Annotated in this window: 15 protein-coding genes and 1 pseudogene; 3 read left to right on the plus strand and 13 right to left on the minus strand. The window is 71.0% G+C overall.

Annotated elements, in window-relative coordinates:
* Window positions 1-175 precede the first annotated feature (175 nt).
* From glgB to glgX (H4281_RS39505), 5 genes are all read right to left on the minus strand, one after another.
* The gene (gene glgB, locus H4281_RS39485; protein ID WP_182895951.1) at window positions 176-2,383 is read right to left on the minus strand and encodes a 1,4-alpha-glucan branching protein GlgB; all 2,208 of its coding nucleotides are present in this window, start codon (window positions 2,381-2,383) and stop codon (window positions 176-178) included.
* A 4-nt stretch (window positions 2,384-2,387) separates the two neighbouring features.
* On the minus strand, window positions 2,388-3,782 hold the full coding sequence (locus H4281_RS39490; protein WP_237600223.1) for a maltokinase N-terminal cap-like domain-containing protein: 1,395 nt from the start codon (window positions 3,780-3,782) through the stop codon (window positions 2,388-2,390).
* Window position 3,783: 1 nt separating this feature from the next.
* Window positions 3,784-5,577 carry a maltose alpha-D-glucosyltransferase gene (gene treS / locus H4281_RS39495; protein ID WP_182895952.1) on the minus strand — a complete coding sequence of 598 codons (1,794 nt, stop codon included), beginning with the start codon at window positions 5,575-5,577 and terminating at the stop codon, window positions 3,784-3,786.
* A 90-nt stretch (window positions 5,578-5,667) separates the two neighbouring features.
* Window positions 5,668-7,647: an alpha-1,4-glucan--maltose-1-phosphate maltosyltransferase gene (locus tag H4281_RS39500; protein WP_182895953.1), complete on the minus strand. Its 1,980-nt coding sequence runs from the start codon at window positions 7,645-7,647 to the stop codon at window positions 5,668-5,670.
* Between the two features lie 360 nt (window positions 7,648-8,007).
* Complete coding sequence (gene glgX / locus H4281_RS39505; protein ID WP_182895954.1) at window positions 8,008-10,152, minus strand: glycogen debranching protein GlgX; 2,145 nt, start codon at window positions 10,150-10,152, stop codon at window positions 8,008-8,010.
* Between the two features lie 178 nt (window positions 10,153-10,330).
* Here glgX (H4281_RS39505) and H4281_RS39510 point away from each other — a divergent pair.
* Window positions 10,331-11,221, plus strand: a pseudogene (locus H4281_RS39510) (helix-turn-helix transcriptional regulator); the annotation flags it as partial.
* A 76-nt stretch (window positions 11,222-11,297) separates the two neighbouring features.
* Here the strand turns inward: H4281_RS39510 and treZ are convergent.
* From treZ to H4281_RS39535, 5 genes are all read right to left on the minus strand, one after another.
* Entirely contained in the window at window positions 11,298-13,013 is a 1,716-nt protein-coding gene (treZ, locus tag H4281_RS39515) for a malto-oligosyltrehalose trehalohydrolase (protein ID WP_182896011.1), read from the minus strand.
* Window positions 13,010-15,286: a malto-oligosyltrehalose synthase gene (gene treY, locus H4281_RS39520; protein ID WP_182895955.1), complete on the minus strand. Its 2,277-nt coding sequence runs from the start codon at window positions 15,284-15,286 to the stop codon at window positions 13,010-13,012. The genes treZ and treY overlap by 4 nt, the downstream gene beginning before the upstream one ends.
* Window positions 15,283-17,409, minus strand: a complete 2,127-nt coding sequence (gene glgX, locus H4281_RS39525; protein WP_182895956.1) for a glycogen debranching protein GlgX — start codon at window positions 17,407-17,409, stop codon at window positions 15,283-15,285. Before glgX (H4281_RS39525) ends, treY begins: the two co-directional genes overlap by 4 nt.
* A gap of 54 nt (window positions 17,410-17,463) precedes the next feature.
* The gene (gene malQ / locus H4281_RS39530; RefSeq protein WP_182895957.1) at window positions 17,464-19,404 is read right to left on the minus strand and encodes a 4-alpha-glucanotransferase; all 1,941 of its coding nucleotides are present in this window, start codon (window positions 19,402-19,404) and stop codon (window positions 17,464-17,466) included.
* 264 nt (window positions 19,405-19,668) lie between these two features.
* The gene (locus H4281_RS39535) at window positions 19,669-20,523 is read right to left on the minus strand and encodes a TIGR03619 family F420-dependent LLM class oxidoreductase (RefSeq protein ID WP_182895958.1); all 855 of its coding nucleotides are present in this window, start codon (window positions 20,521-20,523) and stop codon (window positions 19,669-19,671) included.
* 152 nt (window positions 20,524-20,675) lie between these two features.
* Here H4281_RS39535 and H4281_RS39540 point away from each other — a divergent pair, with 152 nt between their 5' ends.
* Window positions 20,676-20,969, plus strand: coding sequence for a DUF3040 domain-containing protein (locus tag H4281_RS39540; RefSeq protein WP_182895959.1), 294 nt, complete (start codon window positions 20,676-20,678; stop codon window positions 20,967-20,969).
* A gap of 3 nt (window positions 20,970-20,972) precedes the next feature.
* Here the strand turns inward: H4281_RS39540 and H4281_RS39545 are convergent, their stop codons facing one another.
* Window positions 20,973-21,452 carry an Lrp/AsnC family transcriptional regulator gene (locus H4281_RS39545; protein ID WP_182895960.1) on the minus strand — a complete coding sequence of 160 codons (480 nt, stop codon included), beginning with the start codon at window positions 21,450-21,452 and terminating at the stop codon, window positions 20,973-20,975.
* 133 nt (window positions 21,453-21,585) lie between these two features.
* On the opposite strand from H4281_RS39545, the gene H4281_RS39550 reads away from it, so the two are divergent.
* Window positions 21,586-23,901 carry a transketolase-like TK C-terminal-containing protein gene (locus H4281_RS39550; RefSeq protein WP_182895961.1) on the plus strand — a complete coding sequence of 772 codons (2,316 nt, stop codon included), beginning with the start codon at window positions 21,586-21,588 and terminating at the stop codon, window positions 23,899-23,901.
* A gap of 25 nt (window positions 23,902-23,926) precedes the next feature.
* Here the strand turns inward: H4281_RS39550 and H4281_RS39555 are convergent, their stop codons facing one another.
* Complete coding sequence (locus H4281_RS39555; RefSeq protein WP_182895962.1) at window positions 23,927-25,009, minus strand: alcohol dehydrogenase catalytic domain-containing protein; 1,083 nt, start codon at window positions 25,007-25,009, stop codon at window positions 23,927-23,929.
* Between the two features lie 23 nt (window positions 25,010-25,032).
* Complete coding sequence (locus tag H4281_RS39560) at window positions 25,033-26,445, minus strand: aldehyde dehydrogenase family protein (RefSeq protein WP_182895963.1); 1,413 nt, start codon at window positions 26,443-26,445, stop codon at window positions 25,033-25,035.
* Window positions 26,446-26,495 lie beyond the last annotated feature (50 nt).

The raw sequence follows: 26,495 nt of genomic DNA on the forward strand, positions 1-26,495 counted from the left end.
GGGCAAGCGGCCCGGCCGGTGCCAGAACTGACGGCTTGCGGACTGCCGCGGAGAGGCGCGCGAGGGCCACCATCAGGGAATCTGATCCCGTCAGGGTCCCCCTCACGACCCGCGACCAGGGCGCGAGGGGACCCTTCACGGAGGTTTGCCGCCCGCAGCGGTGCGCGGTGGCGGGTCAGGCCTCAAGCTCGGCGGAGGGGCGTTCCTCCAGCAGCCACAACACCCCGCTCGGCGGCAGCTGCAGCACCGCCGACGCCGGCTGCCCGTGCCACGGCTCCTCGGTCGCCTCCACCGCGCCCAGGTTCCCGACTCCCGAACCGCCGAAGGACTCCGCGTCCGTGTTCAGCACCTCGGTCCAGCGCCCGGCGGACGGGAGGCCGACCCGGTAGTCGTGGTGCGGGACCCCGGCGAAGTTCGCGATGCAGGCCAGCCGCGAGCCGTCGGCGCCCAGGCGCAGGAAGCTCAGCACGTTGCCGGCCGAGTCGTTCGCGTCGATCCAGCGGAAGCCCTCGGGCCGGACGTCGCCGCTGAACAGCGCGGCGGTGTCCCGGTAGACCGCGTTCAGCTGCCGGATCAGGTCGCGCACGCCGCGGTGCAGCGGCGTTTCCAGCAGATGCCAGTCCAGCGACCGCGACTCCGACCATTCGCGCGGCTGGCCGAATTCGCCGCCCATGAACAGCAGCTGCTTGCCCGGATGCGCCCACATGAACGCCAGCAGCGCGCGCAGCCCGGCGGCCTTGTTCCAGTCGTCGCCCGGCATCCGCTCCCACAGCGAGCCCTTGCCGTGCACCACTTCGTCGTGCGACAGCGGCAGCACGAAATTCTCGCTCCACGCGTACACGAGCGAGAAGGTCATCTCGTTGTGGTGGTACGCCCGGTGGATCGGCTCGTGCGACAGGTAGCGGAGCGTGTCGTGCATCCACCCCATGTTCCATTTGAAGCCGAACCCCAGGCCGCCCAGATGCGTCGGGCGGGTGACGCCGGGCCAGGCGGTGGACTCCTCGGCGACCATCACCACGCCCGGGTGTCGCTTGTAGACAGTCGCGTTCAGCTCCTGCAAAAACCTTACCGCGTCGAGGTTTTCCCGGCCGCCGTACTCGTTCGGCAGCCACTCGCCGTCCTTGCGCGAGTAGTCGAGGTACAGCATCGAGGCGACCGCGTCGACGCGCAGGCCGTCGAGGTGGAACTCCTCCAGCCAGAACAGCGCGTTCGCGACGAGGAAGTTGCGCACCTCGTTGCGGCCGAAGTTGAACACGAGCGTGCCCCAGTCCGGCTGCTCGCCGCGCCGCGGGTCCTCGTGCTCGTACAGCGGGCTGCCGTCGAACCGCGCCAGGGCCCAGATGTCGCGCGGGAAATGCGCGGGCACCCAGTCCACGAGCACGCCGATGCCGCGCTGGTGCAGGTGGTCGACCAGGTGCCGGAAATCGTCCGGCGAGCCGAAGCGCGAGGTCGGCGCGTAGTACGACGTGACCTGGTAGCCCCACGAGCCGCCGAACGGATGCTCGGCCACCGGCAGGAACTCGACGTGCGTGAAGCCGGTTTCCTCGACGTAGTCGGCCAATTGGCCGGCGAGCTCGCGGTAGCCGAGCCCGGGCCGCCACGAGCCGAGGTGCACCTCGTACACGCTCATCGGCGCGTCGGCCCAGTCGGTCGCCTCGCGCCGGGCGACCCAGTCGCCGTCGCCCCAGGCGTACGACGATTCGGTCACCTTCGACGCGGTCGCGGGCGGCACCTCGGTCGCGAACGCCATCGGGTCGGCCTTCTCGTGCCAGTGCCCGTCCGCGCCGAGGATGCGGAACTTGTAACAGCTGCCGACGGAAACGCCGGGCACGAACAGCTCCCACACGCCCGAGGACCCGAGCGAGCGCATCGGGTGGCCGCGGCCCTCCCACGCGTTGAAGTCGCCGATCACCCGCACGCCGCGCGCGGTCGGCGCCCACACCGCGAAGGACACGCCTTCGACGACGCCGTTCGGGGTGTCGTACCGGCGCACGTGCGCGCCCAGAACGTCCCACAGCCGTTCGTGCCGTCCTTCGCCGATCAGGTGCTGATCCAGCTCCCCCACCGTCGGCAGCCAGCGGTACGGATCGTCGGTGACGACAGTGTGGTTGTCGTAGCCGACTTCGATCCGGTAGTCGCCCGGGTGCTCCGGCAGCGTCGCGGCGAACAGCGCGTCCGCCACGCGCTCCAGCGGGACGCGGCGCTCCCCCGCGACGACCGACACCGACGTCGCGCCCGGACGCAGCGCGCGCACGACGATGTCGCTGCCGTCGGTGTGCACGCCGAGCACCGCATGCGGGTCGTGGTGCTCGCCCGCCAGCAGCCGGTCGATGTCGAGCGGGGACGGCGCCGCCGAGGGCAGATCCGCGGGGACAGCGTTCACGGGGTCACTCGCTTCCGTCGGTGCTGCGGGCGATCGCCGCCAGGGGCACGCTCAGCCAGTCCGGCCGGTTCGCGTGCTCGTAGGCGACCTCGTACACCGCTTTGTCCAGTTCAAAGGCGCGCAGCAGGTCCGCGTGCTCCTGCGGGTCGCCGACCGGGCCGCCGGCGCGGGCGTACCCGGCGCAGAACGCGGCGCGGTTGCGCCGGGCCCATTCCATCGCGTGCCGGGTCACGTCCGCGTTCTCGGGCTGCCCGACGAGCCGCTGGTGCGCCGCGTAGTCGAACGACCGGAGCATGCCCGCGACGTCGCGCAGCGGCGAGCGCAGCGCGTGCCGTTCCGCGACCGGGGCGGCCGGTTCGCCTTCGAAGTCCAGCAGCAGCCATCCGTTGACGGTACGCAGCACCTGGCCCAAGTGCAGATCGCCGTGGATGTACTGCAGCGAAATCGGCGCCTCGTGCGCGCGCACGGCTTCGAACACCTCGCGCAGCGCGGGCGCGTGCACCGCCAGCTCCGGGACCGCCTCGGACACCTGGTCGAGCCGTTCGGTCATCGCGCGCACCGTGCGGTCCAGCTCGTCGCTGTCCGCGGGCTCGGCGCCGAGCGCGGTCGCGAGGTCCGCGTGCACCTCGGCCACCGCCGCGCCGAGCCGCTCGGACTCCCCGGCGAAGTCGCCGCCCGCCTCGGCCGCGGGCTGGTCCGGATCGGCCAGCAGGTCCCGCACGCTCGTGGTCGCCATCGCCCAGCCGTCGACCGCGTCCGGCAGGAACTCCTGCAGCATCCCCATCGTCGCGGGTTCGCCGTGCAGTTCGCCGGAGATCGAGCCGACCACGCGCGCCACGTGCTTGCACCCGGCGTCCTGCAGCGCGCGGTGCAGCAGCAGGTCCTTGTTCGTCCCCGGGCTGAGCTTGCGGAACAGCTTGAGGATGTACTGCCCGCCGTACACCAGCGAGGTGTTGCTCTGCTCCGCGGTGATCGGCCGCGAGCGCAGCCCCGGTTCGAGCTTCGCGTCGGGCTCCGCCGAGAACCGCAGCGGCCCCGCGGACTCCCCCGCCGCCATCCGGTCCAGCAGCCCTGCGGTGAGGTCCGCGTCGCCGCTCGCCTCGTAGAACCGTTCGCCCAGCAGCGCTGCCGACGCGACCTCGGGCACCCCGGACCGGCGGCCGATCAGCAGCTGGTACGGCTCGGTGCGGTCGCCCTGCACCACGTCGACGACCGCGTGCACCAGCAGCGGATCCGGGCCGGCCAGCGCGGTGAGGCCCGCCGGGCGGACCTCGTCGACCGGCCGGTCCTTGCCCGCGAACCAGCGCTGCGCGGGCAGCCAGTCCGGCAGCAGGGCGGTCAGCGCGCGGGAAACCTCGGGCAGTTCGGGCGGGGAACCGTGGTGCGACAGCGGACTCACCTCATTCTTCCGGCTCGAGCAGCTGGAACCAGTAGAACCCGTGGCCGGGCAGCGTGAGCAGGTACGGCAGCTCGCCGATGTCCGGGAAGCGCACCCCGCCGGTCAGCTCGACCGGCGTCGCGCCCTGGTGCGCGGACAGGTCCAGTTCCACCGGCTGCGGGAAACGGGACAGGTTGTTGACGCACACCACGACGTCCTCGCGGCCGTCCGGGCGCAGCCACCGGCGCTGGTAGGCGAGCACGCTCGGGTTCGAGCCGCCGAGATCGGCGAAATCGCCCTGGCCGAACGCGTGGTGCTGTTTGCGGACCTCGATCATCCGGCGCGTCCAGTTCAGCAGCGACGCCGCGTTGTCGGCCTGCGCCTCGACGTTCAGCGCCTGGTGCCCGTACACCGGGTCCATGATCACCGGCAGGTAGATGCGGCCCGGATCGCACGTGGAGAACCCGGCGTTGCGGTCCGGCGTCCACTGCATCGGCGTGCGGACGGCATCGCGGTCGCCGAGCCAGATGTTGTCGCCCATGCCGATCTCGTCGCCGTAGTACAGCACCGGCGACCCGGGCAGGGACAGCAGCAGCGCGGTGAACAGCTCCTGCTGGTCGCGGTCGTTGTCCAGCAGCGGGGCCAGCCGGCGGCGGATCCCGATGTTGGCCTTCATCCGCGGGTCCTTGGCGTACTCGGAGTACATGTAGTCGCGCTCTTCGTCGCTGACCATCTCGAGCGTCAGCTCGTCGTGGTTGCGCAGGAAGATGCCCCACTGCGTGCCGGACGGGATCTGCGGCGTCTGCAGCAGGATCTCCGAGATCGGGAACCGCGACTCCCGGCGCACCGCCATGAAGATCCGCGGCATCAGCGGGAAGTGGAACGCCATGTGGCACTCGTCGCCGCCGGACTCCGCGTCGCCGAAGTACTCGACCACGTCGCTGGGCCACTGGTTCGCCTCGGCGAGCAGGATCCGGCCGGGGTACTCGTCGTCGACGACTTTGCGGCAGCGCTTGAGGAAATCGTGCGTGCGCGGCAGGTTCTCGCAGTTCGTGCCTTCCTGTTCGAACAGGTAGGGCACGGCGTCGAGGCGGAAGCCGTCGATGCCGATGTCGAGCCAGAACCGCAGCACGTCGATCATCGCGTCCTGCACGGCCGGGTTCTCGTAGTTCAGGTCCGGCTGGTGGGTGAAGAACCGGTGCCAGTAGAACTGGCCGCGCACCGGGTCGTAGGTCCAGTTCGACGTTTCGGTGTCGACGAAGATGATCCGCGCGTCGGCGTAGCGGGAATCGTCGTCGCTCCACACGTAGTAGTCGCCGTACGGGCCGTCCGGGTCCGAGCGCGACTGCTGGAACCACGGATGCGCGTCGGAGGTGTGGTTCAGCACCAGGTCGGTGATCACCCGGATGCCGCGCCGGTGCGCCTCGTCGAGCAGGTACACGAAGTCCTCGACGCTGCCGAATTCCGGCAGCACGGCGCGGAAATCGCTGATGTCGTAGCCGCCGTCGCGCAGCGGCGAGGCGTAGAACGGCGGCAGCCACAGGCAGTCCACCCCGAGCCATTCGAGGTAGTCCAGCCTGCCCGCCAGCCCGCGCAGGTCGCCGGTGCCGTCGCCGTTCGAATCGGCGAACGCGCGCACCAGCACCTCGTAGAACACCGCGCTCTTGAACCATTCCGGGTCCGCCGGCGCCTCGTGCGCGTGCCCGAAATCGTCCGCCTGGGGCTCGACCAGCAGGCCGTCGGCGGTGACCGCCTCACCCGTGTGCGGCACGCCCGCCAGTCCCGCCGCGGCGCCGGGCCGGCTCTCCTCGTCCATCCGTTCCACCTTGTCGTGAGTTGCCTGTGCTGAGTAGTGGTTATCCCGAACGGCTCCGGGATAACCACGCGCGAAGTGCTGTTGTCGAGTTCAGGCCGCGAGCCTGCGGCGCAGCGCCACGATGTGCGCGACCGCCCGCCACGGCTCGAGCCGGACGAAGTTCGCCTCGCCCCAGTCCCACGTCTCGCCGGTGACCTCGTCGTGCGCGATGAGGCGCTCGTGCCAGTCGAAGCCGAGCGCGGGCAGGTCGAGCCGGAGCGTGCCCGCCTGCGTGTTGTGCGGGTCGAGGGTGATCACGGCGACGATCGTGTCCCCGGTCGCCGGGTCCTGTTTGGAGTAAGCGAGCAGCGCGTCGTTGTCGACGGAGTGGAAGCGCAGCGAGCGCATGCCCTGCAGCGCCGGATGCGCGCGGCGGATGGCGTTGAGCCGGGCCAGCCACGGTTCGAGCGAACGGCCCTCGGCGAGCGCGCGGGCGAAATCGCGCGGGCGCAGCTGGTACTTCTCGGAGTCGAGGTATTCCTCGCTGCCCGGCCGCACCGCCTCGGATTCGAACAGCTCGTAGCCGGAGTACACGCCCCAGGTCGGCGACATCGTCGCGGCGAGCGCGGCACGCAGCGCGAACATGCCCGGACCGCCGTGCTGCAGCGATTCGTGCAGGATGTCCGGAGTGTTGACGAACAGGTTCGGGCGGCCGTGGTCCCAATGCTCGACCAGGTCCGTGCCGAACTCGGTCAGCTCTTCTTTCGTGGTGCGCCAGGTGAAATACGTGTAGCTCTGGGTGAAGCCGAGCTTCGCCAGCCCCCACAGCCGGGCCGGGCGGGTGAACGCCTCGGCGAGGAACAGCACGTCCGGATGCGTGTCCTTCACCGACTGGATCAGCCACGCCCAGAAGTCCGGCGGCTTGGTGTGCGGGTTGTCGACCCGGAAGATCCGCACCCCGTGCGACACCCAGTGCAGCACGACGCGCAGCACCTCGTCGTAGATGCCGCGCGGGTCGTTGTCGAAGTTGACCGGGTAGATGTCCTGGTACTTCTTCGGCGGGTTCTCCGCGTAGGCGATGGTGCCGTCCGGGCGGGTGGTGAAGAACTCCGGGTACTTGACGACCCACGGGTGGTCGGGCGCGGCCTGCAGCGCGAGGTCGAGCGCGACCTCCAGGCCGAGGTCCTCCGCGCGCGCCACGAAAGAGTCGAAATCCTCGATCGTGCCGAGCTCCGGGTGGATCGCGTCGTGCCCGCCCTCGTCCGCGCCGATCGCCCACGGCGAGCCGACGTCGTCCGGCGTCGCGTCGAGAGTGTTGTTGGGGCCCTTGCGGTTCACCCGGCCGATGGGATGCACCGGCGGCAGGTAGACGACGTCGAAGCCCATGCCCGCGACGCGGTCCAGCTCGCGCTCGGCGGTGGCGAAGGTGCCGTGCACCGCGCGGCCCTGCGCGTCGACCCCGCCGGTGGAACGGGGAAAGAATTCGTACCAGGAACCGAAAGCGGCGCGTTTGCGGTCGACCCACAGCTTCAGCACGCGGCCCTTGGTGATCAGCTCGCGCACCGGGAAGTCGTGCATGAGCTGGCGGACCTCGGGCGAGAGCGCCGGTCCGACGCGCTCGGCGAGATCGCGTTCGTCGTCGCGCAGCGCGGCCGCGGCCCCGGCGAGCAGCGGGCGCTCGGCCCGGCGCTCCGGGCGGCGGGAGACGCGGTCGAGCAGCAGCGCGCCGCTTTCCAGGTCGTTCGCCAGCTCGCCGGGCCCCTGCCCCGCGGCGATCTTCACCTCGACCGCGTGCTCCCAGGTGGCCCACGGATCGCTCCACGCGTCCACGCGATAGGTCCACATGCCCTCGGCGTCGGGCACGATCACCGCGCCGAACCGGTCGAGCCCGCGGCCCTGTTCGGCCATCCGCGTCTGGCGCGCGGCGCGGTCGCCCGGACCGCGCCAGGCGACCGTCGCGGCGACCGCGTCGTGCCCCTCCCGCCAGACCGTGGCGGTGACGGGGAAATGTTCGCCCGCAACGGCTTTGGCCGGATACCGGCCGCAGCTGACAATGGGTGCGACGTCGTCGATCCCGAGCCTGCCGGTCATGGCGATGCCCCTTTTTCACGGTGGGTGGGAGGGTGGTCGGAGTGTGCTTCCGCGAGCACGGTCAGTGTGCCTGATTCCTCCAAAGCCGTTGACAGCGGGGCCTTTTTCTGATTTTCCCGCCACCCGGTCGGGCGAAACGCGCCCATTCGGCGGAACTCCCGGACGCATTCCCGTCTCCCGCCCGCAACACGCCCGCCGAATTGCGTTAACAATCGGCGGCGCGTTCCGGTGATTACCGGCGAGTATCGGTGCGGATGTCCTGGTGAAGCTTTCTCGGCGGCGGCGGACTCCAGTCAGGATGCCCCATGGCGCCCCGGACAATCACGGGGATCGCCCGGACTTCTCGGACTCGGTGTCTCCTTACAGCTGCGGGATCTCCACCGTGTCGCGCGGCGCGCGCAGCAACAGCAGCGACCGCGCCTCGACGGTGATCCGCGCCTTCGGCTCCAGCACGCCGGGGTTGGCCGGGGTGCCGTCGGCGGTGCTGGTGTCCAAAGTGGGCTTGAAAGTCTCGCCGTACTCCGGGCCGGGCAGCACGATCTCCGCCGGCTCCGCTCCCGCGTGCAGCACCAGCAGCCACGAGTGGTCGGTGACGAGCGCGCCCTCGCGGTTGCGCGCCTGGCTGTTCGACCCGTCGATCCACATGCAGAGCGTGCGGCGGTCCTCGTCGAACCAGTCGATCTCGTCGAACTCCTCGCCGTCCGGGCGGAACCAGACGAGGTCCGGCTTGCCGGTGACCGTGGTGCGGCCCTCGAAGAACTCGGGCTGCCGCAGTGCCGGGCTGTGCGCACGCAGCCGGACCACGCGGCGGGCGAAGTCGAGCATCGGCTCCGAGAGCTCCGTCGGGGTCCAGTCGATCCACGACGTCTCGTCGTCGAGGCAATAGGCGTTGTTGTTGCCGTGCTGGGTCCGCCACATCTCGTCGCCCGCGGTGAACATCGGCGTGCCGGTGGACAGCAGCAGCGTCGCGAACAGGTTGCGCGCCTGGCGGGTGCGCAGCGCGACGATCCCCGCGTCGTCGGTCTCGCCCTCCGCGCCGTGGTTCCACGAGCGGTTGTCGTTCGTGCCGTCGCGGTTGTCCTCGCCGTTGGCCTCATTGTGCTTTTCGTTGTAGGACACCAGGTCCCGCAGCGTGAAGCCGTCGTGCGCGGTGACGAAGTTGATCGACTGCCACGGGCGGCGCAGGTTGTGGTCGTACAGATCGGACGAGCCGGACAGCCGGTACGCGAGGTCCCGCACGCCGGTCGCGCCGCGCCAGAAATCGCGCACAGTGTCGCGGTAGCGGCCGTTCCATTCGGCCCACTGCGCGCCGAAGTCGCCGACGCGGTAACCCTCGCCGGTCGCGTCCCACGGTTCGGCGATCAGCTTGCAGCGGGACAGCACCGGGTCGGTGGTGATCGCGGTGAGCATCGTCGACTCGCGGTCGAACATCTCGCCGCGCGGGCGGCCGAGCGTGCTCGCCAGGTCGAAGCGGAACCCGTCGACGCCCATCTCCTGCGTCCAGTACCGCAGCGAATCGGTGACCAGGCGGACGACCGTGGGCGACCCGGCGTCGAGAGTGTTGCCGCAGCCGGTGAGGTCGGCCATGTGGCCGCGGCGGGTGTGCAGGTAGTACGCCGGGGCGTCGAGGCCGCGCAGCGAGAGCGTCGGACCGTCCGGGCCGCCTTCGCAGGTGTGGTTGAAGACGACGTCGAGCAGCACCTCGATGCCCGCCGCGTGCAGGGCCGCCACCATCGTGCGGAATTCCTCGACCTCGCGGCCCGGCTCGCTCGCGTACCCGGCGTGCGGCGCGAAGTAGCCCAGCGGCGAGTAGCCCCAGTAGTTGTGCCGTCCCGAGCGGATCAGCGCGGGCTCGTCGGCGAACGCGTGCACCGGCAGCAGTTCGACCGTCGTCACGCCGAGCCGGGTCAGGTGCTCGATCGCCACCGGATGCGCGAGGCCGAGGTACGTGCCGCGCAGCGCCTCCGGGATGAACGGATGCTGCTGGGTGAACCCCTTCACGTGCAGTTCGCAGATCACCGATTCCTCGAACGGCACTTCCGGCTTGACCCCGGTGTCCTGCCCGCCCGGCGAGGTGACGACCGACAGCGGCACGGCGCCCAGCGAGTCCACAGTGGACATCGGACCGCGCTCGGGGTCGCCAGTGAAGCCCTGTGCGGCGTGCAGGCTGGCGAGCTTGCCGTCGATCCGGCGCGCGTACGGGTCGACGAGGAGCTTGGCCGGATTGCAGCGGTAACCGTGCGCCGGGTCGTACGGACCGTGCACGCGGTAGCCGTAGTGCTGACCGACCGTGACGCCCGGGACGAGGCCGTGCCAGACGCCGAACGTGCGTTCAGTCAGTTCGATCCGCCGTTCGGAACCGTCGTCGCCGATGAGGCACACCTCGACCGCGTCGGCGACGGCGGACGTCACCGCGAACCGGACGCCGCCCGCCTCCGGGTGGGCGCCGAGCGGGAACGGACGTCCGGCGAGGACCTGGTTGTCGGATGCGGGTCGCTGTGCCATGCGCCGATCTTTTCAAACCCGGGGCGGGCGCGGGCTCCGGCGCTTGGCTGAACTTGCCCGGAGCAGGGGTGATGACCTGGACCGATGGCGATGCCAGTAGGGGTCGCGGGCCGGGCGTGCCCTCCGGCCCGGGGATTCCTGACAGGTTTTGTCAGCGGACCCCGGCATGCTGGCCCTCATGCGCGCGAGCCGGCTCGTCTCGATTCTGTTGTTGCTGCAGGCCCGCCAGCCGAGGACCGCCGACGAACTGGCCGCCCGGCTGGAGGTCTCGCCGCGCACCGTCTACCGCGACATCGAGGCGCTGAGCGCCGCCGGGATCCCGGTGTACGGCGAGCCCGGGCACGACGGCGGGTACCGGCTGGTCGACGGGTACCGCACCCAGCTGACCGGCCTGACCAGGCAGGAGGCCGAGGCGCTCTTCCTCGCCGGCCTGCCCGTCGCGGCCTCCGGACTGGGCCTCGGACCGGTCGTCGCGAACACGGAGCGCAAACTGCTGGCCGCGCTCCCGGCCGAACTGCGATCCCACGCCGACCGGGTCCGCGAGCGGTTCCACCTGGACGCGGCGTCCTGGTACCACGACACAGAAGCCACGCCGCAGCTGCCGGCAGTCGCGGACGCGGTGTGGCAGCAGCGCCGTGTCCGGATCCGGTACCAGCGCTGGGCCGCGCCCCGCGAAGTCGCCCGGACCGTCGAGCCGTACGGCGTGGTGCTCAAGGCCGGTCACTGGTACCTGGTCGCCCGGCGTTCCGGGGAGTTCCGGACCTACCGGGTGGCGCGGATCGTCGAGGCGGCGCTGCTGGACGAGACCTTCGATCGGGCCGACGACTTCGACCTGGGCCGCTGCTGGTCGGACTATCTCGACGACTTCGACGCCCGGCGGCACCGGGGCGAGGCGGTACTGCGGCTGTCTCCGGAGGGGATGCGGCTTTTGCCGCAGCTCGCCGAACCGGCCGTGGCCCGCGCGGCCGCGGGTGGTGTTGCCGAGGCGGACGGATGGACTCGGGTGGTCGTTCCGGTCGAGCAGCCGGACCAAGCCGTGCATGATCTGCTGCGGCTCGGCCCGTTGGCGGAGGTGGTTGCGCCGCAAGAGCTTCGGGACCGGCTGGCGGAGGCGTTGACGGCGATGCTCCGCCAGTACCCCGAGGTCAGCGGGCAGCGACCAGGACGAACGACTCCGCGGGCAGCACCGTCCCGGTGGAGCCGGCCTCGGGGTTGCCCCACGAAGCCAGCACCTCCCCCGCCACCGGAAGCTCGACCGGCTTCGCCCCGAAGTTGCACGCCAGCCGCAGAGCGCCCCGGTGCAGGATCAGCCACGCGTCGTCCGGAGCGGTCTCCACCACGACCCGGTCCAGCCGCGGATCGGTCAGCTCCGGATGCGTGCGGCGGAGACGGATCAGCGTCCGGTACAGGCCGAGGATCTCGCGGTGGCCCGGTGTGCCCGGTTCGGTCCAGTCGAGCCGCGAGCGGGCGACGGTGGCCGGGTCCATCGGGTCCGGGACGTCCGTTTCGCCCCAGCCGTGCCGGGCGAACTCGCGGCGCCTGCCGGTCCGGACGGCCTCGGCCAGTTCCGGGTCCGGGAACGACGCGAAGAACTGCCACGGCGTCTCGGCGGCCCACTCCTCCCCCATGAACAGCATCGGCGTGAACGGCGAGCAGAACACCACCGCCGCGCCGCAGGCCAGCAGGCCGGGCGAAACGGTCGCGGACAGCCGGTCGCCGGTCGCGCGGTTGCCGATCTGGTCGTGGTCCTGCAAGTAGGCCAGGAACCGGTGGCCGGGGGCGGCGCGCCGGTCCAGCGGGCGGCCGTGGACGCGCGAGCGGAACGACGACCAGGTCCCGGCGTGGAAGAACGCCTCCCGCAGGGTTTTGGCCAGCGCGCCGGGCTCGGCGAAATCGGTGTAGTAGCCGGTGGTTTCGCCGGTGAGCCGGACGTGCAGCGCGTGGTGCAGGTCGTCGGACCACTGCGCGTGCAGGCCGTAGCCGCCGGCGTCACGGGTCGTGACGAGCTTGGGGTCGTTCTGGTCGGACTCGGCGATCAGCGTCAGCGGGCGGTTCAGGGCCGCCGACAGCGCGTCGACCTCGGCGGAGAGTTCCTCCAGCAGGTGCACGGCGCGCTTGTCGACCAGCGCGTGCACCGCGTCCAGGCGGAGGCCGTCGAAGTGGAAGTCGCGCAGCCAGCCCAGCGCGTTGTCGATGACGTAGCGGCGGACTTCGTCGGAACCGGGGCCGTCGAGGTTGAGCCCGGCGCCCCAGTCGGTGCGGCCGGCGAAGTACGGGCCGAACCGGTCGAGGTAGGCGCCGGACGGGCCGAGGTGGTTGTAGACGACGTCGAGCAGCACCGCGAGCCCGCGGGCGTGACACGCGTCGACCAGGCGTTTCAGCCCGTCGGGACCGCCGTACGGCTCGTGCGCCGCGCCCCACAGGACGCCGTCGTAGCCCCAGCCCGCGGTGCCGTCGAAGGAGTTCACCGGCAGCAGTTCGACGTGCGTGACGCCGAGGTCGACCAGGTGCCCGAGCCGTTCGATGACCGCGTCGAACGTGCCTGCCTCGGTGAAGGTGCCGACGTGCAGTTCGTAGACCACGCCGCCGGGCAGCTGCCGTCCGGTCCACGACTGGTCGGTCCACTCGAAGGCGGAATGGTCGTAGACGCGCGACGCTTCGTGCACGCCGTTCGGCTGGCGCAGCGAGCGCGGGTCCGGCAGCGGGCGGTCGTCGTCGCCGAGCAGGAAGGCGTAGTCGGCGCCGGTGACGTCGGCCTGCCACCAGCCGTCGCCGGCGGCGGCGGCGGTCATCTCGTGGTCGGCGCCGTCGACCCGGACGCGGACGCGCTCGGCCGAAGGTGCCCATACGCGGAACATCAGGAGTCCTCCCGCACCAGAAGCGCGACTGGGTACTGGTCGAACAACGCCGAAACCTGCGGTGCGTCACCGATCCCGCGGCCGGTCAGCACGTCGGTCCATTCGCCGGTGCGCAGCGGCAGCACGGTGTCGCGCCAGCCGCCCGCGCGCTCCAGTCCCAGCGGCAGCCGCGTGACCGCGACGGTCAGGCCAGTGCCGCGTTCGAAGGCCAGAAGGTGTTCCGCGGCAACGCCTTCCGCCTGCAGCGGCCGGTATCCGGTGAAGAGCTCCGGCCGGTCCCGGCGCAGGGTCAGCGCGTGGTGCACCACCAGCAGCTTCGCCGCGCCGGTCTCGTCGATCTCCGGCTGTTCGCCCGCCTGGACGCGTTCGAGCAGGGAGCGCCGGGCGGCGTAGTCGACCTCGCGGCGGTTGTCCGGATCGACCAGCGAGTAGTCCCACAGCTCGGTGCCCTGGTAAACGTCCGGCACGCCGGGTCCGGCCAGCTGCACAAGTTTCTGTCCCAGCGAATTCGCCCAGCCCGCGCCGCGCACCCGCTTGACGAAGCACTCGACATCCGCCGTAAGCTCCGCGTCGCCCAGCACCGCGGACGGCCACTCGGCGACGGCTCGCTCGAAGTCCTCGTCGTGGTCCGTCCAGGAGGTGCGGAGTTTCGCTTCCTTCGCGGCTTTGTCGAGGTAGTCGCGCAGCCGTTCCGGCGAGATCGGCCACGCGCCCACAAGCGTCTGCCACGCAAGGAGATTCAGCGCGGGCTCGTCGATCCCGCGCGCGGCGGTCCACCGCCGTACCGCGACCGCGAACTCGTCCGCGACCTCCGACAGCGCGGCCATCCGCGCGCGGGTGTCCTCGGAGCGCTTCGTGTCGTGAGTGGTCAGCGTGGTCATCGTGGCCGGAGCCGCGGCAGCCCGGCCCGCGGCCAGCGTGTGGAATTCCCCGGTGCTCAAGCCGAACCGGTCCGGGTTTCCGCCGACCTCGTTCAGCGCGGCGAACCGGGTGAACCGGTAGAAGGTCGTGTCCTCGGTGCCCTTCGCGACGACCATGCCGGACGTCTGCTGGATCCGCGTCGCCAGCTCGCCCTCGGGCGCGCCGCGCACCTGGCTGTCGAGCGCGTCGAGCGCGGGGGCCAGTTCCGGCCGCCGCTTGCGTGCGCGCGCGACGGCGGTCGCCCAGTGGCCGGAACCCTCGGGAAGGTACGAACGGTAGACCGGGAACGCGATCATCACCTCGGCGACCGCAGCGCGGGCCGCGTCCGCGTCCACGCCGTGGAGCAGCGCGGCGATCCGGTGCACCTCGGCGACCAGGATCCCGTCGGTCACCAGCCTCCGCGCGTTCTCCTCGACCGCGTGATAGTCGGTGCGCACGCCCTGTTCGGCGGCGAGCCGGGTGAACACCGACGCCGCCGCCGGGTCCACGAACACGCCGGTGATCTCGCGCAGCGCGTCGTATCCGGTGGTCCCGTCGACCGGCCAGCTCTGCGGCAGCGCCTCGCCGGGGTGCAGGATCTTCTCCGCCACCAGCCACGCCCCGGGCGCGCCCTCGCGGAGCCGCCGGAAGTAGCCGCCCGGGTCGGCGAGCCCGTCGGGATGGTCCACGCGCAGGCCGGTGACGTCGCCGTCGGACACCCAGCGCAGCACCTCACCGTGGGTCTCGGCGAACACCTCCGGCCGTTCGACGGTGACCGCGGCCAGGTTCGTGATGTCGAAGAACCGCCGGTAGTTCAGCTCCCGGTTGCCGCGCCGCCAGCCGACCAGCTCGTAATGCTGACGCGCGTGCACCTCTCGCGGCGTGCCGCCGCCGGTGCCGGGCGCGATCGGGAACCGGTGGTCGTAGTAGACGAGTTCGTCTCCCTCGACAGTCAGCTCGTCGTTGTCGTCGCCCAGGATCGGCAGCAGCACCCGGCCGCGACTCCAGTCGATGTCGAAAAACGGCGCGTACGGCGAATCCTGGCCGTTCCGGAGAACGTCCCACCACCACTGGTTCGCCTTCGGGACTTCGACCGACATGTGGTTCGGCACGATGTCCACGACGAACCCGAGCCCGGCTCCTTTCAGCCGCGCGGCCAACGCCTTTCGCGCTTCCTCGCCGCCCAGTTCGCCCCGGGCGCGCGTCGGATCGGTGACGTCGTAACCATGCGTGGACCCGGGCGTCGCGTCGAGCATCGGCGAGCCGTACAACGCGCCGACGCCCAGCTCGCGCAAATACTCCACGATCGCGGCGGCGTCAGCGAAACCGAACTCTGGCCGCAGCTGTACGCGGTACGTCGAGGACGGCGTGCTCATTCGCCCTCCTTGGCGGTGCGCTGAAGAACCACCAGCGAACGCGCGGCGAGGGTGAACTTGCCCCCGCCTTCGACCGGCTCGACATCGCTGTGCCCGACAGCCCCGGTTTCCGTGTCCACCACGACTGTCCATTCGCGACCGTAGCCGTTGCCCGGCAGGGTCATCGCGATGTCCTCCCAGTGCGCGTTGAACGCGAGCAGGAACGAATCGTCCTCGACCGGCATCCCGCGCGGGTCGAGGTCCGGAATCCCTTCCCCGTTCAGGAAAATCACGACGGACTTGCCGAACGCGTCGTCCCAGTTCTGCTCGGTCATCTCCTCGCCGGCCGGGGTGAACCAGGCGATGTCGCCCAGCTCCTCGCCCTTGCGCACCGGCTTTCCCTGGAAGAACCGGCGGCGGCGGAACACCGGATGCGCCTTGCGGAACGCGGCGAGCGCGCCGGTGAACTCGATCAGGCCGGCGTTCTCGGCGGCGAGTTCCCAGTCCATCCAGGACAGTTCGGTGTCCTGGCAGTACGCGTTGTTGTTGCCCTGCTGGGTCCGGCCGAGTTCGTCGCCGTGCAGCAGCATCGGCACGCCCTGCGACAGCAGCAGCGTGGCGAGCAGGTTCCGCCGCTGCCGGGCGCGCAGCGCGAGCACCTCTTCGTCGTCGGTCGGGCCCTCGACTCCGCAGTTCCACGACCGGTTGTCGTCCGCGCCGTCGCGGTTGTCCTCGCCGTTGGCCTCATTGTGCTTTTCGTTGTACGACACCAGGTCGGCGAGCGTGAACCCGTCGTGCGCGGTGACGAAGTTGATCGACGCGAACGGGCGGCGGCCGTCGTCCTGGTACAGGTCCGACGACCCGGTGATCCGCGAAGCGAACTCGCCGAGGGTGGACGGTTCGCCGCGCCAGAAATCGCGCACCGTGTCGCGGTACTGCCCGTTCCATTCCGTCCACAGCGGAGGGAAGTTGCCGACCTGGTAGCCGCCCGGCCCGACGTCCCACGGTTCGGCGATCAGCTTCACCTGGCTCACGATCGGGTCCTGCTGCACGAGGTCGAAGAACGTCGAGAGCCGGTCGACGTCGTAGAACTCGCGGGCCAGCGCGGAGGCGAGGTCGAACCGGAAGCCGTCCACGTGCATCTCGGTCACCCAGTACCGCAGCGAATCCATGATCAGCTGCAGCGTGTGCGGGCTGCGCACGTTGAGCGAGTTCCCGGTGCCGGTGTAGTCCATGTAGTACTGCGGATCGTCCTCGACCAGGCGGTAGTACGCCTCGTTGTCGATGCCGCGCATGGACAGCGTCGGGCCGAGGTGGTTGCCCTCGGCGGTGTGGTTGTAAACCACGTCGAGGATCACCTCGATCCCCGCCTCGTGCAGGGCGCGGACCATGCCCTTGAACTCCTGCACCTGCCCGCCCTGGCCCTGCATCGCGGCGTAGGCGTCATGCGGCGCGAAGTACCCGATCGTGTTGTAACCCCAGTAGTTGCGCAGACCCTTCTCGTCGAGGCCGTGGTCGGTGACGAACTGGTGCACCGGCATCAGCTCCACCGTGGTCACGCCGAGTTTCTGCAGGTGCTCGACCACGGCCGGGTGCGCCAGCCCGGCGTACGTGCCGCGCAGCCGCTCCGGGACGAACGGGTGCGTCATCGTCATGCCGCGCACGTGCGTCTCGTAGATGACCGTTTCGTGGTACGGCACGCGCGGCGCGCGGTCGTTGGCCCAGTCGAAGAACGGGCTCACCACGAGCGAATACGGCACGTGGCCCGCCGAATCGTCCTCGTTGAACTGGTCCGGGTCGTCGAAGCGGTAGCTGAACAGCGCCTCGGACCAGTCGACGCCGCGGGACAGCGCCTTGGCGTACGGGTCGATCAGCAGCTTGCCCGGGTTGCAGCGCTGGCCGCGGCTCGGGTCGTACGGCCCGTGCACGCGGAATCCGTAGCGCTGCCCGGGGCCGACGCCGAGCAGGTAGCCGTGGTGGACGAAGCCGTCGACCTCCTCCAGCCGCGAGCGGGTTTCGTTGCCCTCGTCGTCGAACAGGCAGAGATCGACGTGCTCGGCGACCTCGGAGAACAGCGCGAAGTTCGTCCCCACGCCGTCGTAGGTCGCGCCGAGCGGGTAGGGCTTTCCGGGCCAGGGCCGCACAGGGCTTCTCCTTGGGCATCGGTTTTCGTTGTCCGGACAGGCTTTTCGGGTGGGTCAGCGGAGCGGGCGGGCCGCGGCGAGCGGGGCGACCGCCGCCCGCACCCGCGGATCGGCGAAGAACCCGTCCACAGTGACGGGAAGCGGGATGCGCCAGTTAGGGTACTCATCCACGGTGCCCGGCAGATTCGGCTGGCGCCGTTCGCCCGCGACGTCCGCCGGCGAGGTGAGCACCAGCCGCGACGCCGCCGAAGCGAGCAGAGTGTGCAGGGCGACCACCAAGTCGTCGTCCGGAATTCCTTCGCTCGCAACCAGTTCGAGCAGTGCCCGGCGTTCGGCCGCCGCCTCGGCGTGCTCCTGCTCCACCGGACGGTCGAGCTGGCCGAGTTCGGCGCGGACCCGGACGTGCTCGGCCTCGAGCCAGCCGGACACGGTCGGCAGGTCGTGCGTCGAAATGCTGGCCATCGCGTCCGGGTCCCAGCGGTCCGGGCGGACGAACGGCTTGCCGGGCGCGTCCCAGTCGCGCTGGAACCACAGCACCGCGGAGCTGAGCAGGCCGCGTTCGTGCATGGTTTCGGTGACGGTGTCCTCGACGGTGCCGAGGTCCTCCCCCACCACGACCGCGCCCGCTCGGTGCGCTTCCAGTGCGAGCACGCCGAGCATCGCTTCGGCGTCGTAGTGCACGTACGTGCCGCGGCCCGCCGGTTCGCCCGGCGGGATCCACCACAGCCGCCACATCCCGGCGACGTGATCCACGCGGATGCCGTCGGCGTGCCGCAACACGCCGCGCACGACGTCGCGGAACGGCGCGTACCCGGCTTCGGCGAGCCGATCCGGCCGCCACGGCGGCAGATTCCAGTCCTGGCCCTGCTGGTTGAACGCGTCCGGCGGCGCGCCGACCCGCACCCGCGCGGCGAAAACGTCCCGCAGCGCCCAGGTGTCCGCGCCGCCGGGATGCACGCCGACCGGCAGATCGTGCACGACACCGACCGGCATGCCCGCTTCGCGCGCGGCGCGGCGGACGCTATCCAGCTGTTCGTGACAAAGCTGCTGGAGCCAGCCGTGGAATTCGATCCGCTCGGCCAGTTCCTCGCGCGCGGCGGCCACCTCGGCACTGCCGGGATCGCGCAACGGCTCGGGCCACTCGCGCCAATCGCCGCCGTGCACCTCGGCGAGCGCGCCGAACGCGGCGAAATCGCGAAGGTCGTCGTCCAGTTCGATCGGATGCGGATGGTGCGGGCGCAGCAGTTCCAGCGCGGCCCGTTTCGCGGTCCACACGGCGTCGTAGTCGATCAGCTCGCCGACCGGATCCGGAGCGAGCGCTTCCACCCGCCGCCGGGTGTCCTCGTCGGCGCGGGCGAACGCTTCGGTGTCGGTTACCCGCAGGTACAGCGGGTTCGCGAACCGGCGGCTGGACGGCGAGTACGGCGACCGCTCCACCGGATGCGCCGGGCTGATCGCTTGCACCGGGTTGACGAGCAGCACGCCCGCGCCCAGTTCGGCGGCCGACCGGGACGCCACCTCGGCGAGATCGCCGAAGTCGCCCATCCCCCACGACCGCTCGGAATGCAGCGCGTAAAGCTGGAGCATCCAGCCCCACGCGGGCGGCACCGCGGGCAGCCGGTCCGGGACGACGGCGAGCGAAACCCGTTGCTCAGCGGTCACGATCCGGTGCCAGCCGAGCGGAAGGTCAGCCGGAAGTGTGGCGCCGACGTCACGCGTTGTGCCGTCTTCGAGTTCGACCCGCGCGGTCTGGCCGAGTTCGCGTTCTTGCCCGGCGCGCACCACGACTGTCGGCGGCAGCACGTGCGCCGCGGCGGCTTCCCGCACCGCGGCCAATTCTCGCCGAATTGCTTGTGGACTACCGGCATCGACGTCTAACTGCGCCAATACGGCGACTACGACGTCGGGGTCTACCTGTACTTCGACTTGGTCGGCGTTTTCGTAGCGGGTGGCGACTCCATGGGCGGCGGCCAGTTCGGCCAGTCCGGGGGTCACGTTTCGGTCCGGGGGACGGGAATGCGCACCGGACCAGTGTCCCGGGCGGCGCCCCGCGGCGCCATTCGCCCCGCCGCCGCAGACGGGCGAAGCGGTGACCGGCCGGTCGGGGGGCGTGCCGGCCGGTCACCGCCACACGAAACGAGAGGGAAGGCGTCCCCGGGAATGACGCGCGGCCGCCGAGTTCACCCGTTCAGGCGCTATTCGCGTTTTCAGCGCGCGGCTGCCCCCTCAAGGAGGTAGCGCCGTCCGAAATGGACGCAGTCAGGCTCCCGCCAGCTGCCCGAGCTTCCCGGCGAGCCGGTCCAGCCACGCTTCGACCTCGCCCGCCGAACGGTCCGGCAACCCGAACACGACCTCGGTCACGCCCGCCTCGTCGAGCTTGGCCAGCCCCTCCGGATCCGGGCGCGGGCCGAGCGCGATGACCTCCGGCTCGCCCTCGCGGCCCTCCTCGCGCCAGATTTCGCGCAACTGCGCGACTTTCGCGGTGATATCGCCTTCGGCGGGCGTGGTGAGCCAGCCGTCGCCGTGGCGCGCGATCCAGCGGAACGTGCGCTCCGTGCCGCCCGCGCCGACGACCACCGGCACCTTGGGCTGCACCGGTTTCGGCCATGCCCAGCTCGGCCCGAACTCGACGAACTCGCCCGCGTAGCTCGCCTCTTCCTCGGTCCACAGCGCGCGCATCGCCTCGAGGTACTCGCGCAGCGCCGTGCGCCGCCGCTTCCCGGGCACGCCGTGGTCGGCGAGTTCGTCGGTGTTCCAGCCGAACCCGACGCCGAGCGTGACCCGGCCGCCGGACAGGTGGTCCAGCGTCGCGACGGTCTTGGCCAGCGTGATCGGGTCGCTTTCCACCGGGAGCGCCACCGCGGTCGCCAGCCGGATCGTCGAGGTCACCGGCACCGCGCTGGCCAGCGCGACCCACGGATCGAGCGTGCGCAGATAGCGGTCGTCCGGCAGCGAGGAGTCGCCGGTCCGCGGATGCGGGGCGTCGCGCCGGATCGGGATGTGCGTGTGCTCGGGCACGTAGAACGTCGCGAAGCCGGCCTCTTCCGCGGCCTGCGCGGCCGCCGCCGGGGAGATGCCCCGGTCGCTGGTGAACAGCACGATCCCGTATCTCACCCCCGGCACGTTATTAGAACGTGTTTCAGTTTGCAACGACCCGCGGGCACGGGCGATTATTCCTGCGAAAACCCGGGCTTGACGGCGCCCCCGGCCGGGTACTCCACTGGTACTTGAGCGATCACCGGCCCGTCCTGCCCGAGGAGGGGATCATGCTGCCCCATCGCGACCGCAGCGCCCTGCGGAAGATCGAAGAGGAACTCGCCGCGAGCGACCCCGTGTTCGCCGCGACGCTGAGCCAAGGCGTGCCGCCGGTGCAGACCCGGCGATGGCAGAAGATCCTCGTGCTCGCCGAGGTCACCGCCGCGATGATGCTCGTCTTCGGCCTGATGGCGGGCGACACCGGCTGGTTCCTGTGGGGCCTGGTCGCCGCGCCGCTGCTGGTCTGGGCGCACCGGACCATGCTGCAGCGCCGCCGCGAGCCCTTGGCCGGCGACCGGACGTGACCCTCAGCGGCGCGCGGCGCGCTCGAGCAGCGGAGTGAGCCGGTAGGGCACCATCTCGCGCATGACGAGCGCGTTGTTGGTGCGCTCGACGCCGGGGATTTCCAGGATTTCCCCGGCGATCCGGTACAGGTCGTCCGCGTCGGTCGCCACGACGTGCACCAGAAGGTCCTGCGCGCCGGTCAACCCGCGCACCTGCAGCACTTCCGGCACCGCGGCGAGCGCGCGGCCGACCTCGTCCAGCAATCGCTGCCGGGCCTGCACCGTGACGAACGCGGTGAGCGGGTAGCCGAGCGCGGCCGGGTCGATCCGGTGTTCGGCCGAGCGCAGCGCGTCGCCCTGTTCGAGCCGGGCGAGCCTGCTTTGCACGGTGTTGCGGGACAGGCCCAGTTCGTCGGCGAGCGCGACCGCCGTGGCGCGCGGGGTGCGGCCGAGCGCGAGCAGGATCCGGGCGTCGGTGGCGTCGAGCCGCTGAGTGCTGGGCATGCTGCGCAATCCTCTCCGCACCGTGCGGTGCCGGCTTGGGCGTTCTGCGCAATGTTGAACGCGCTTGTTGTGCACCCTACCCAGCTCTGCTGGACTGGCCTGAACTTTCCGCCCAAGAAAGGTCCGATCCTTCGTGAGCAGCGCCGCCCCCGAACGCCTTCCGGACAACGACACGGTGACCGTCCTGCGCGAGGTGCAGGACCGGGTGCTGTGGCTGTCGGCCGCGATCATCGACCACGCGAACCGGGTGCGGCCCAATCCGACCGGGCTCAAGGTCGGCGGGCACCAGGCGTCCAGCGCCTCGATGGTGTCGATCATGACCGCGCTGTGGTTCGCCCGGCTGCGCGCGCAGGACCGGGTTTCGGTCAAACCGCACGCCTCCCCCGTGCTGCACGCGATCAACTACCTGCTCGGCGACCTCGACGAGAAGTACCTGACGACGCTGCGCGAGTTCGGCGGGCTGCAGAGCTACCCGTCGCGTTCGAAGGATCCCGACCAGGTCGACTACTCCACCGGTTCGGTCGGCATCGGCGCGACCGCCCCGATCTGGGGCGCGCTGGCGCGGCGTTACGTCGAATCGCACGGCGGCGGCGCGGGCACCGGACGGCAGTACTCGCTGGTCGGCGACGCGGAACTGGACGAGGGCGCGTGCTGGGAAGCCGTCCTCGACCCGAACGTGGCGGAACTGGGCGAGGTCGTGTGGATCGTCGACCTGAACCGGCAGTCGCTCGACCGCGTGGTCCCGAACATCGGCGCGACCCGGCTGCAGGGCATGTTCGAGGCGGCCGGCTGGCAGGTGCTGACCGTGAAGTACGGCCGGCTGCTGCAGGAACTGTTCGAACGGCCGGGCGGCGCGGCGCTGCGCCGGCGCATCGACGAGATGCCGAACCCGGAGTACCAGCGGCTGCTCCGCTGTACCCCGGCCCAGCTGCGCGAACGCCTGACGGCGCCGGAACTGGCTCCGCTGCTGGACACCCTCGACGACGAGACGCTGCACGCCGCGATCCGCAACCTCGGCGGCCATGACCTGTCCGCGCTGCTGGACACCTTCGACGCCATCGACGACCACCGGCCGACCGTCGTTTTCGCTTACACCGTCAAGGGATTCGGCCTCGCCAGCGAAGGGCACCCGCAGAACCACTCGTCGCTGCTGACCGCCGAACAGCTGGGTTCGCTGGCCGAGCGCGTCGGAATCTCGCCGGACAACCCGTGGCAGAAGTTCCCCGAGGGCTCCGCGGCCGCGCAGCTGTGCGCTTCGACCGCAGCCCGTCTGGAACGGGAACCCGTTGAGCTGCAACCGGTTCCGGTCCTGCCGTCCGACATCGGCCGCACGCCGTCGGGTCGCACCACCACGCAGGCCGCGCTCGGCCGCGCGCTGCTCGACCTGACCCGCGAGGCACCCGAGGCCGCGGAACTCGTGGTGACGCTGTGCCCGGACGTCTCGTCCAGCACCAACCTGGGCGGCTGGGTCAACAAGGTCGGCGTGTGGTCGCCGCAGGAACGCGTCGACTGGTTCGCCGACGACCCGGAAACGATCCTGCACTGGCGCGAACGGCCCAGCGGACAGCATCTGGAACTGGGCATCGCCGAGGTGAACCTGGTGAGCGCGCTCGGCGAACTGGGCACGACGTGGTCGCGCTGGGGCCGTCCGCTGCTGCCGATCGGGGTGCTTTACGACCCCTTCGTGGAGCGCGCGCTGGAACCGTGGTCGTTCGGCATCTACGGCGGCGGGCAGTCCATTTTGGTCGGTACGCCGTCCGGCGTCACGCTCGCGCCCGAGGGCGGCGCGCACCAGTCGGTGACCACGCCGTCGGTCGGGCTGGAGCAGCCGGGTTGCGTGACGTACGAACCCGCGTTCGCCCTGGACGTCGAGTGGACCCTGCTGGCTTCCCTTTCGCGGCTCGGCCGTCCCGACGGAACCTCCGCTTACCTGCGCCTGTCGACCCGCCCCGTGGACCAGAGCCTGGCCGCGGTGCCGTCCGATCCGGCCGCGCGGGAACGCCGCCGCCGCCAGGTCGTCGCTGGCGCGTACCCGATCCGCACCGCCGCGGTGGCGCGCCCGGACGTCACGCTGGTGGCGATGGGCGCGATGGTCACCGAGGCGCTGGAAGCCGCCGACCGCCTCGACGCGCTGGGCAAACACGCCGACGTCGTGTGCGTGACGAGCCCCGGCCTGCTGTTCCGCGCCGGGCAAGCGCGGGCGGGGCAGGATACGGCCGACACGTGGATCCTGGAGTCGGCGCTGCCGTCCGAGCGGTCCGCGCCGATGGTGACGGTGCTGGACGGGCACCCGCACACGCTGGCGTTCCTGGCGAACGTCCACCGCGTGCGGGCGGCGCACCTGGGCGTGACGCGGTTCGGGCAGTCGGGCGATCTGGAGAGCGTGTACCGGCACCACGGCATCGACACCGACAGCATCATCCAGGCCGCGCTGGACGTGGCGGACTGATCCCGGGCCGATCCGGATCGGCCCGTCAGCCGCCGATCCGGATCAGCGAGCGGGCGCCCTCGCCGCGGCGCATCCGGTCGAACGCCTCGCCCGTCTCGTCGAGCGAAATCCGGTGCGTCACCAGGGTTTCCAGGTCCAGCGCGCCCGAACGGACCTCGTCGGCGAGCACCGGGATGTCGCGATCCGGATCGGAAGCGCCGTAGACGGTGCTGGTGAGCGTGCGGGCGAAGTGGAAGATTTCCAGCGGGTTCAGCACGACCTGCTGGTCCTTCCGCCCGACCCCGACCACCGTGCAGTGCCCGCCGCGGCGCACCGAACTCCACGCGGCGCGGATCGTGGCCGCCGCGCCGACGCATTCGAAGGCGTGGTCCGCGCCGCGCCCCTCGGTGAGCCCGCGCACCTGCTTGGCGAGTTTGTCGTCGCTCACCAGGAAATCCGTCGCGCCGGCCGCGCGGGCGAGCGCTTCCTTCTCCGGCGACAGGTCGGCCGCGACGATCTGCCCGGCGCCCGCGAGCTTCGCCCCGAGCACCACGCACAACCCGATCCCGCCGAGCCCGAGCACGAGCACGCTCTGTCCTTTTCGGACCTTCGCGGTGTTGCGCACCGCGCCGACCCCGGTGAGCACCGCGCAGCCCATCAACGCGGCCAGATCGAGCGGCACGCCGTCCGGCAGCGGTACGACGGAGTGCCCGGGCAGCACTGTTTCCTCCGCGAACCCGCCGACGCCAAGCAAAACGTTGAGCGGCTGACCGTCCAGCTCCCCGCGCGGCACCGTGGTGACGCCCTCGATCGCCGAACACAACGACGGTTCCCCGGCCCGGCAGAACCAGCATTCCCGGCACGCGGCGGCCCAGTTGAGCACCACCCGGTCCCCCGGGCGCACGTGCGTCACTTCGCTGCCGACCTCCGCCACGACGCCGGACGCCTCGTGCCCCGGCACGAACGGGTACTGCGGACGCAGCGTTCCGTCCACCATGGACAGATCGGAATGGCACACCCCGGCGGCCGCGACCCGCACCCGCACGTCGGCAGGCCCGACCGGCGGCAGCACGATGTCGCAGACTTCCGGACGCCCGCCCTGCTCGCGCACGACCACGGCTTTGACCACGGTGTCTTCTCCTTCGGATCGTGCTAGAGCTGGATGGATTTGAGCTCGGTGAACTCGTCCAGCGCGGCCCGGCCCATTTCGCGGCCGAGACCGGACTGCTTGTAGCCGCCGAACGGGGCCAGCGGGTTGAAGGCCCCGCCGTTCACGTCGATCTGCCCGGTCCGGACCTTGCGCGCGAAGGCGAGCGCCCGGTCCTGGTCGGCCGACCACACCGCGCCGTGCAGGCCGTAGCGGGAGTTGTTGGCGATCCGGAGCGCGTCGTCCTCGTCGTCGAACGGGATGATCGACAGCACCGGGCCGAAGATTTCCTCCTGCGCGATCGTCGAATCCGGGTCCACGCCCGCGAAAACTGTCGGTGCGACGAAGTAGCCTGTGTCCGCAGGAGCTTCGATGCCGCCCGTCACGAGAGTCGCGCCCTCGGCGATGCCCTTTTCGATGTAGCCGCGCACGCGGTCGCGCTGCGCCGCGCTCACCAGCGGGCCGAGCTTGGTCTTGGGGTCCAGCGGATCGCCCGTCGTGAACCCTTCGGCGAACGTCTTCGCGAGCGCCGCCGCTTCGTCGTGCTTCTCGCGCGGGACGAGCATGCGCGTCCACGCCGTGCAGGTCTGGCCGCCGTTGAGAAACGCGTTGGAGACGCCGACCTTGACCGCGGTCGCCAGGTCCGCGTCGCCGAGGATCACGTTGGCGGACTTGCCGCCCAGCTCCAGCGTGACACGCTTGACCGTGCGCGCCGCCAGCTCCGCGACCCGCGTTCCGGCGCGCACCGAACCGGTGAACGACACCACGTCGACCTCCGGATGCGCCGCCAGCGCCTCGCCGGCCTCCGGCCCGTATCCGGTGACCAGATTGACCACGCCGGGCGGAAAACCGGCCTCGTGGATCGCGTCGAACAGCTGGTAGGCGCTCAACGGCGCGACCTCGCTCGGCTTCACCACGACCGTGCAGCCCGCCGCCAGCGCGGGCGCGATCTTGCAGGTGATCTGGTGCAGCGGGTAGTTCCACGGCGTGATCGCCGCGACCACGCCCGCCGGCTCGCGCACGATCAGCGAGTTGCCGACCTTCTCCTCCGGCTCGTCCTGGCCGAGCAGATCGACGTAGGTCTGCACATCAGTCTGCGGCAGCGCGGCCTGGATCCGGGTCGCGATCCGCAACGGCGTGCCGACGTCCTTGGCGATCGTCTCGCCGATCTCTTCCGCCCGTTTGGCGAGACCGTCGTGCAGCTTCCGCAGGAGTTCGCGGCGGTCCGCCCGGCTGGTGGCCGCCCACGCCGGAAACGCCTCGCGCGCCGCCCGGACCGCCCGGTCCACGTCAGCGGCCGTGCCCTCCGGGATGTGCGCCTGGACCTGCTCGGTGGCCGGATTTTCCACCGGGATCGAGACTTCGCCCTCCGAACGGACCCATTCGCCGCCGATGTACAGCACGTCGCGCTCAGCCACCGAGTCTCCTTCGACCTAGGTTCACTCCCTCGCCGGATTCTATAGAAAAC

Origin of the sequence: Amycolatopsis dendrobii (assembly GCF_014145675.1) — a bacterium.
Taxonomy (GTDB): Bacteria; Actinomycetota; Actinomycetes; order Mycobacteriales; family Pseudonocardiaceae; genus Amycolatopsis; species Amycolatopsis dendrobii.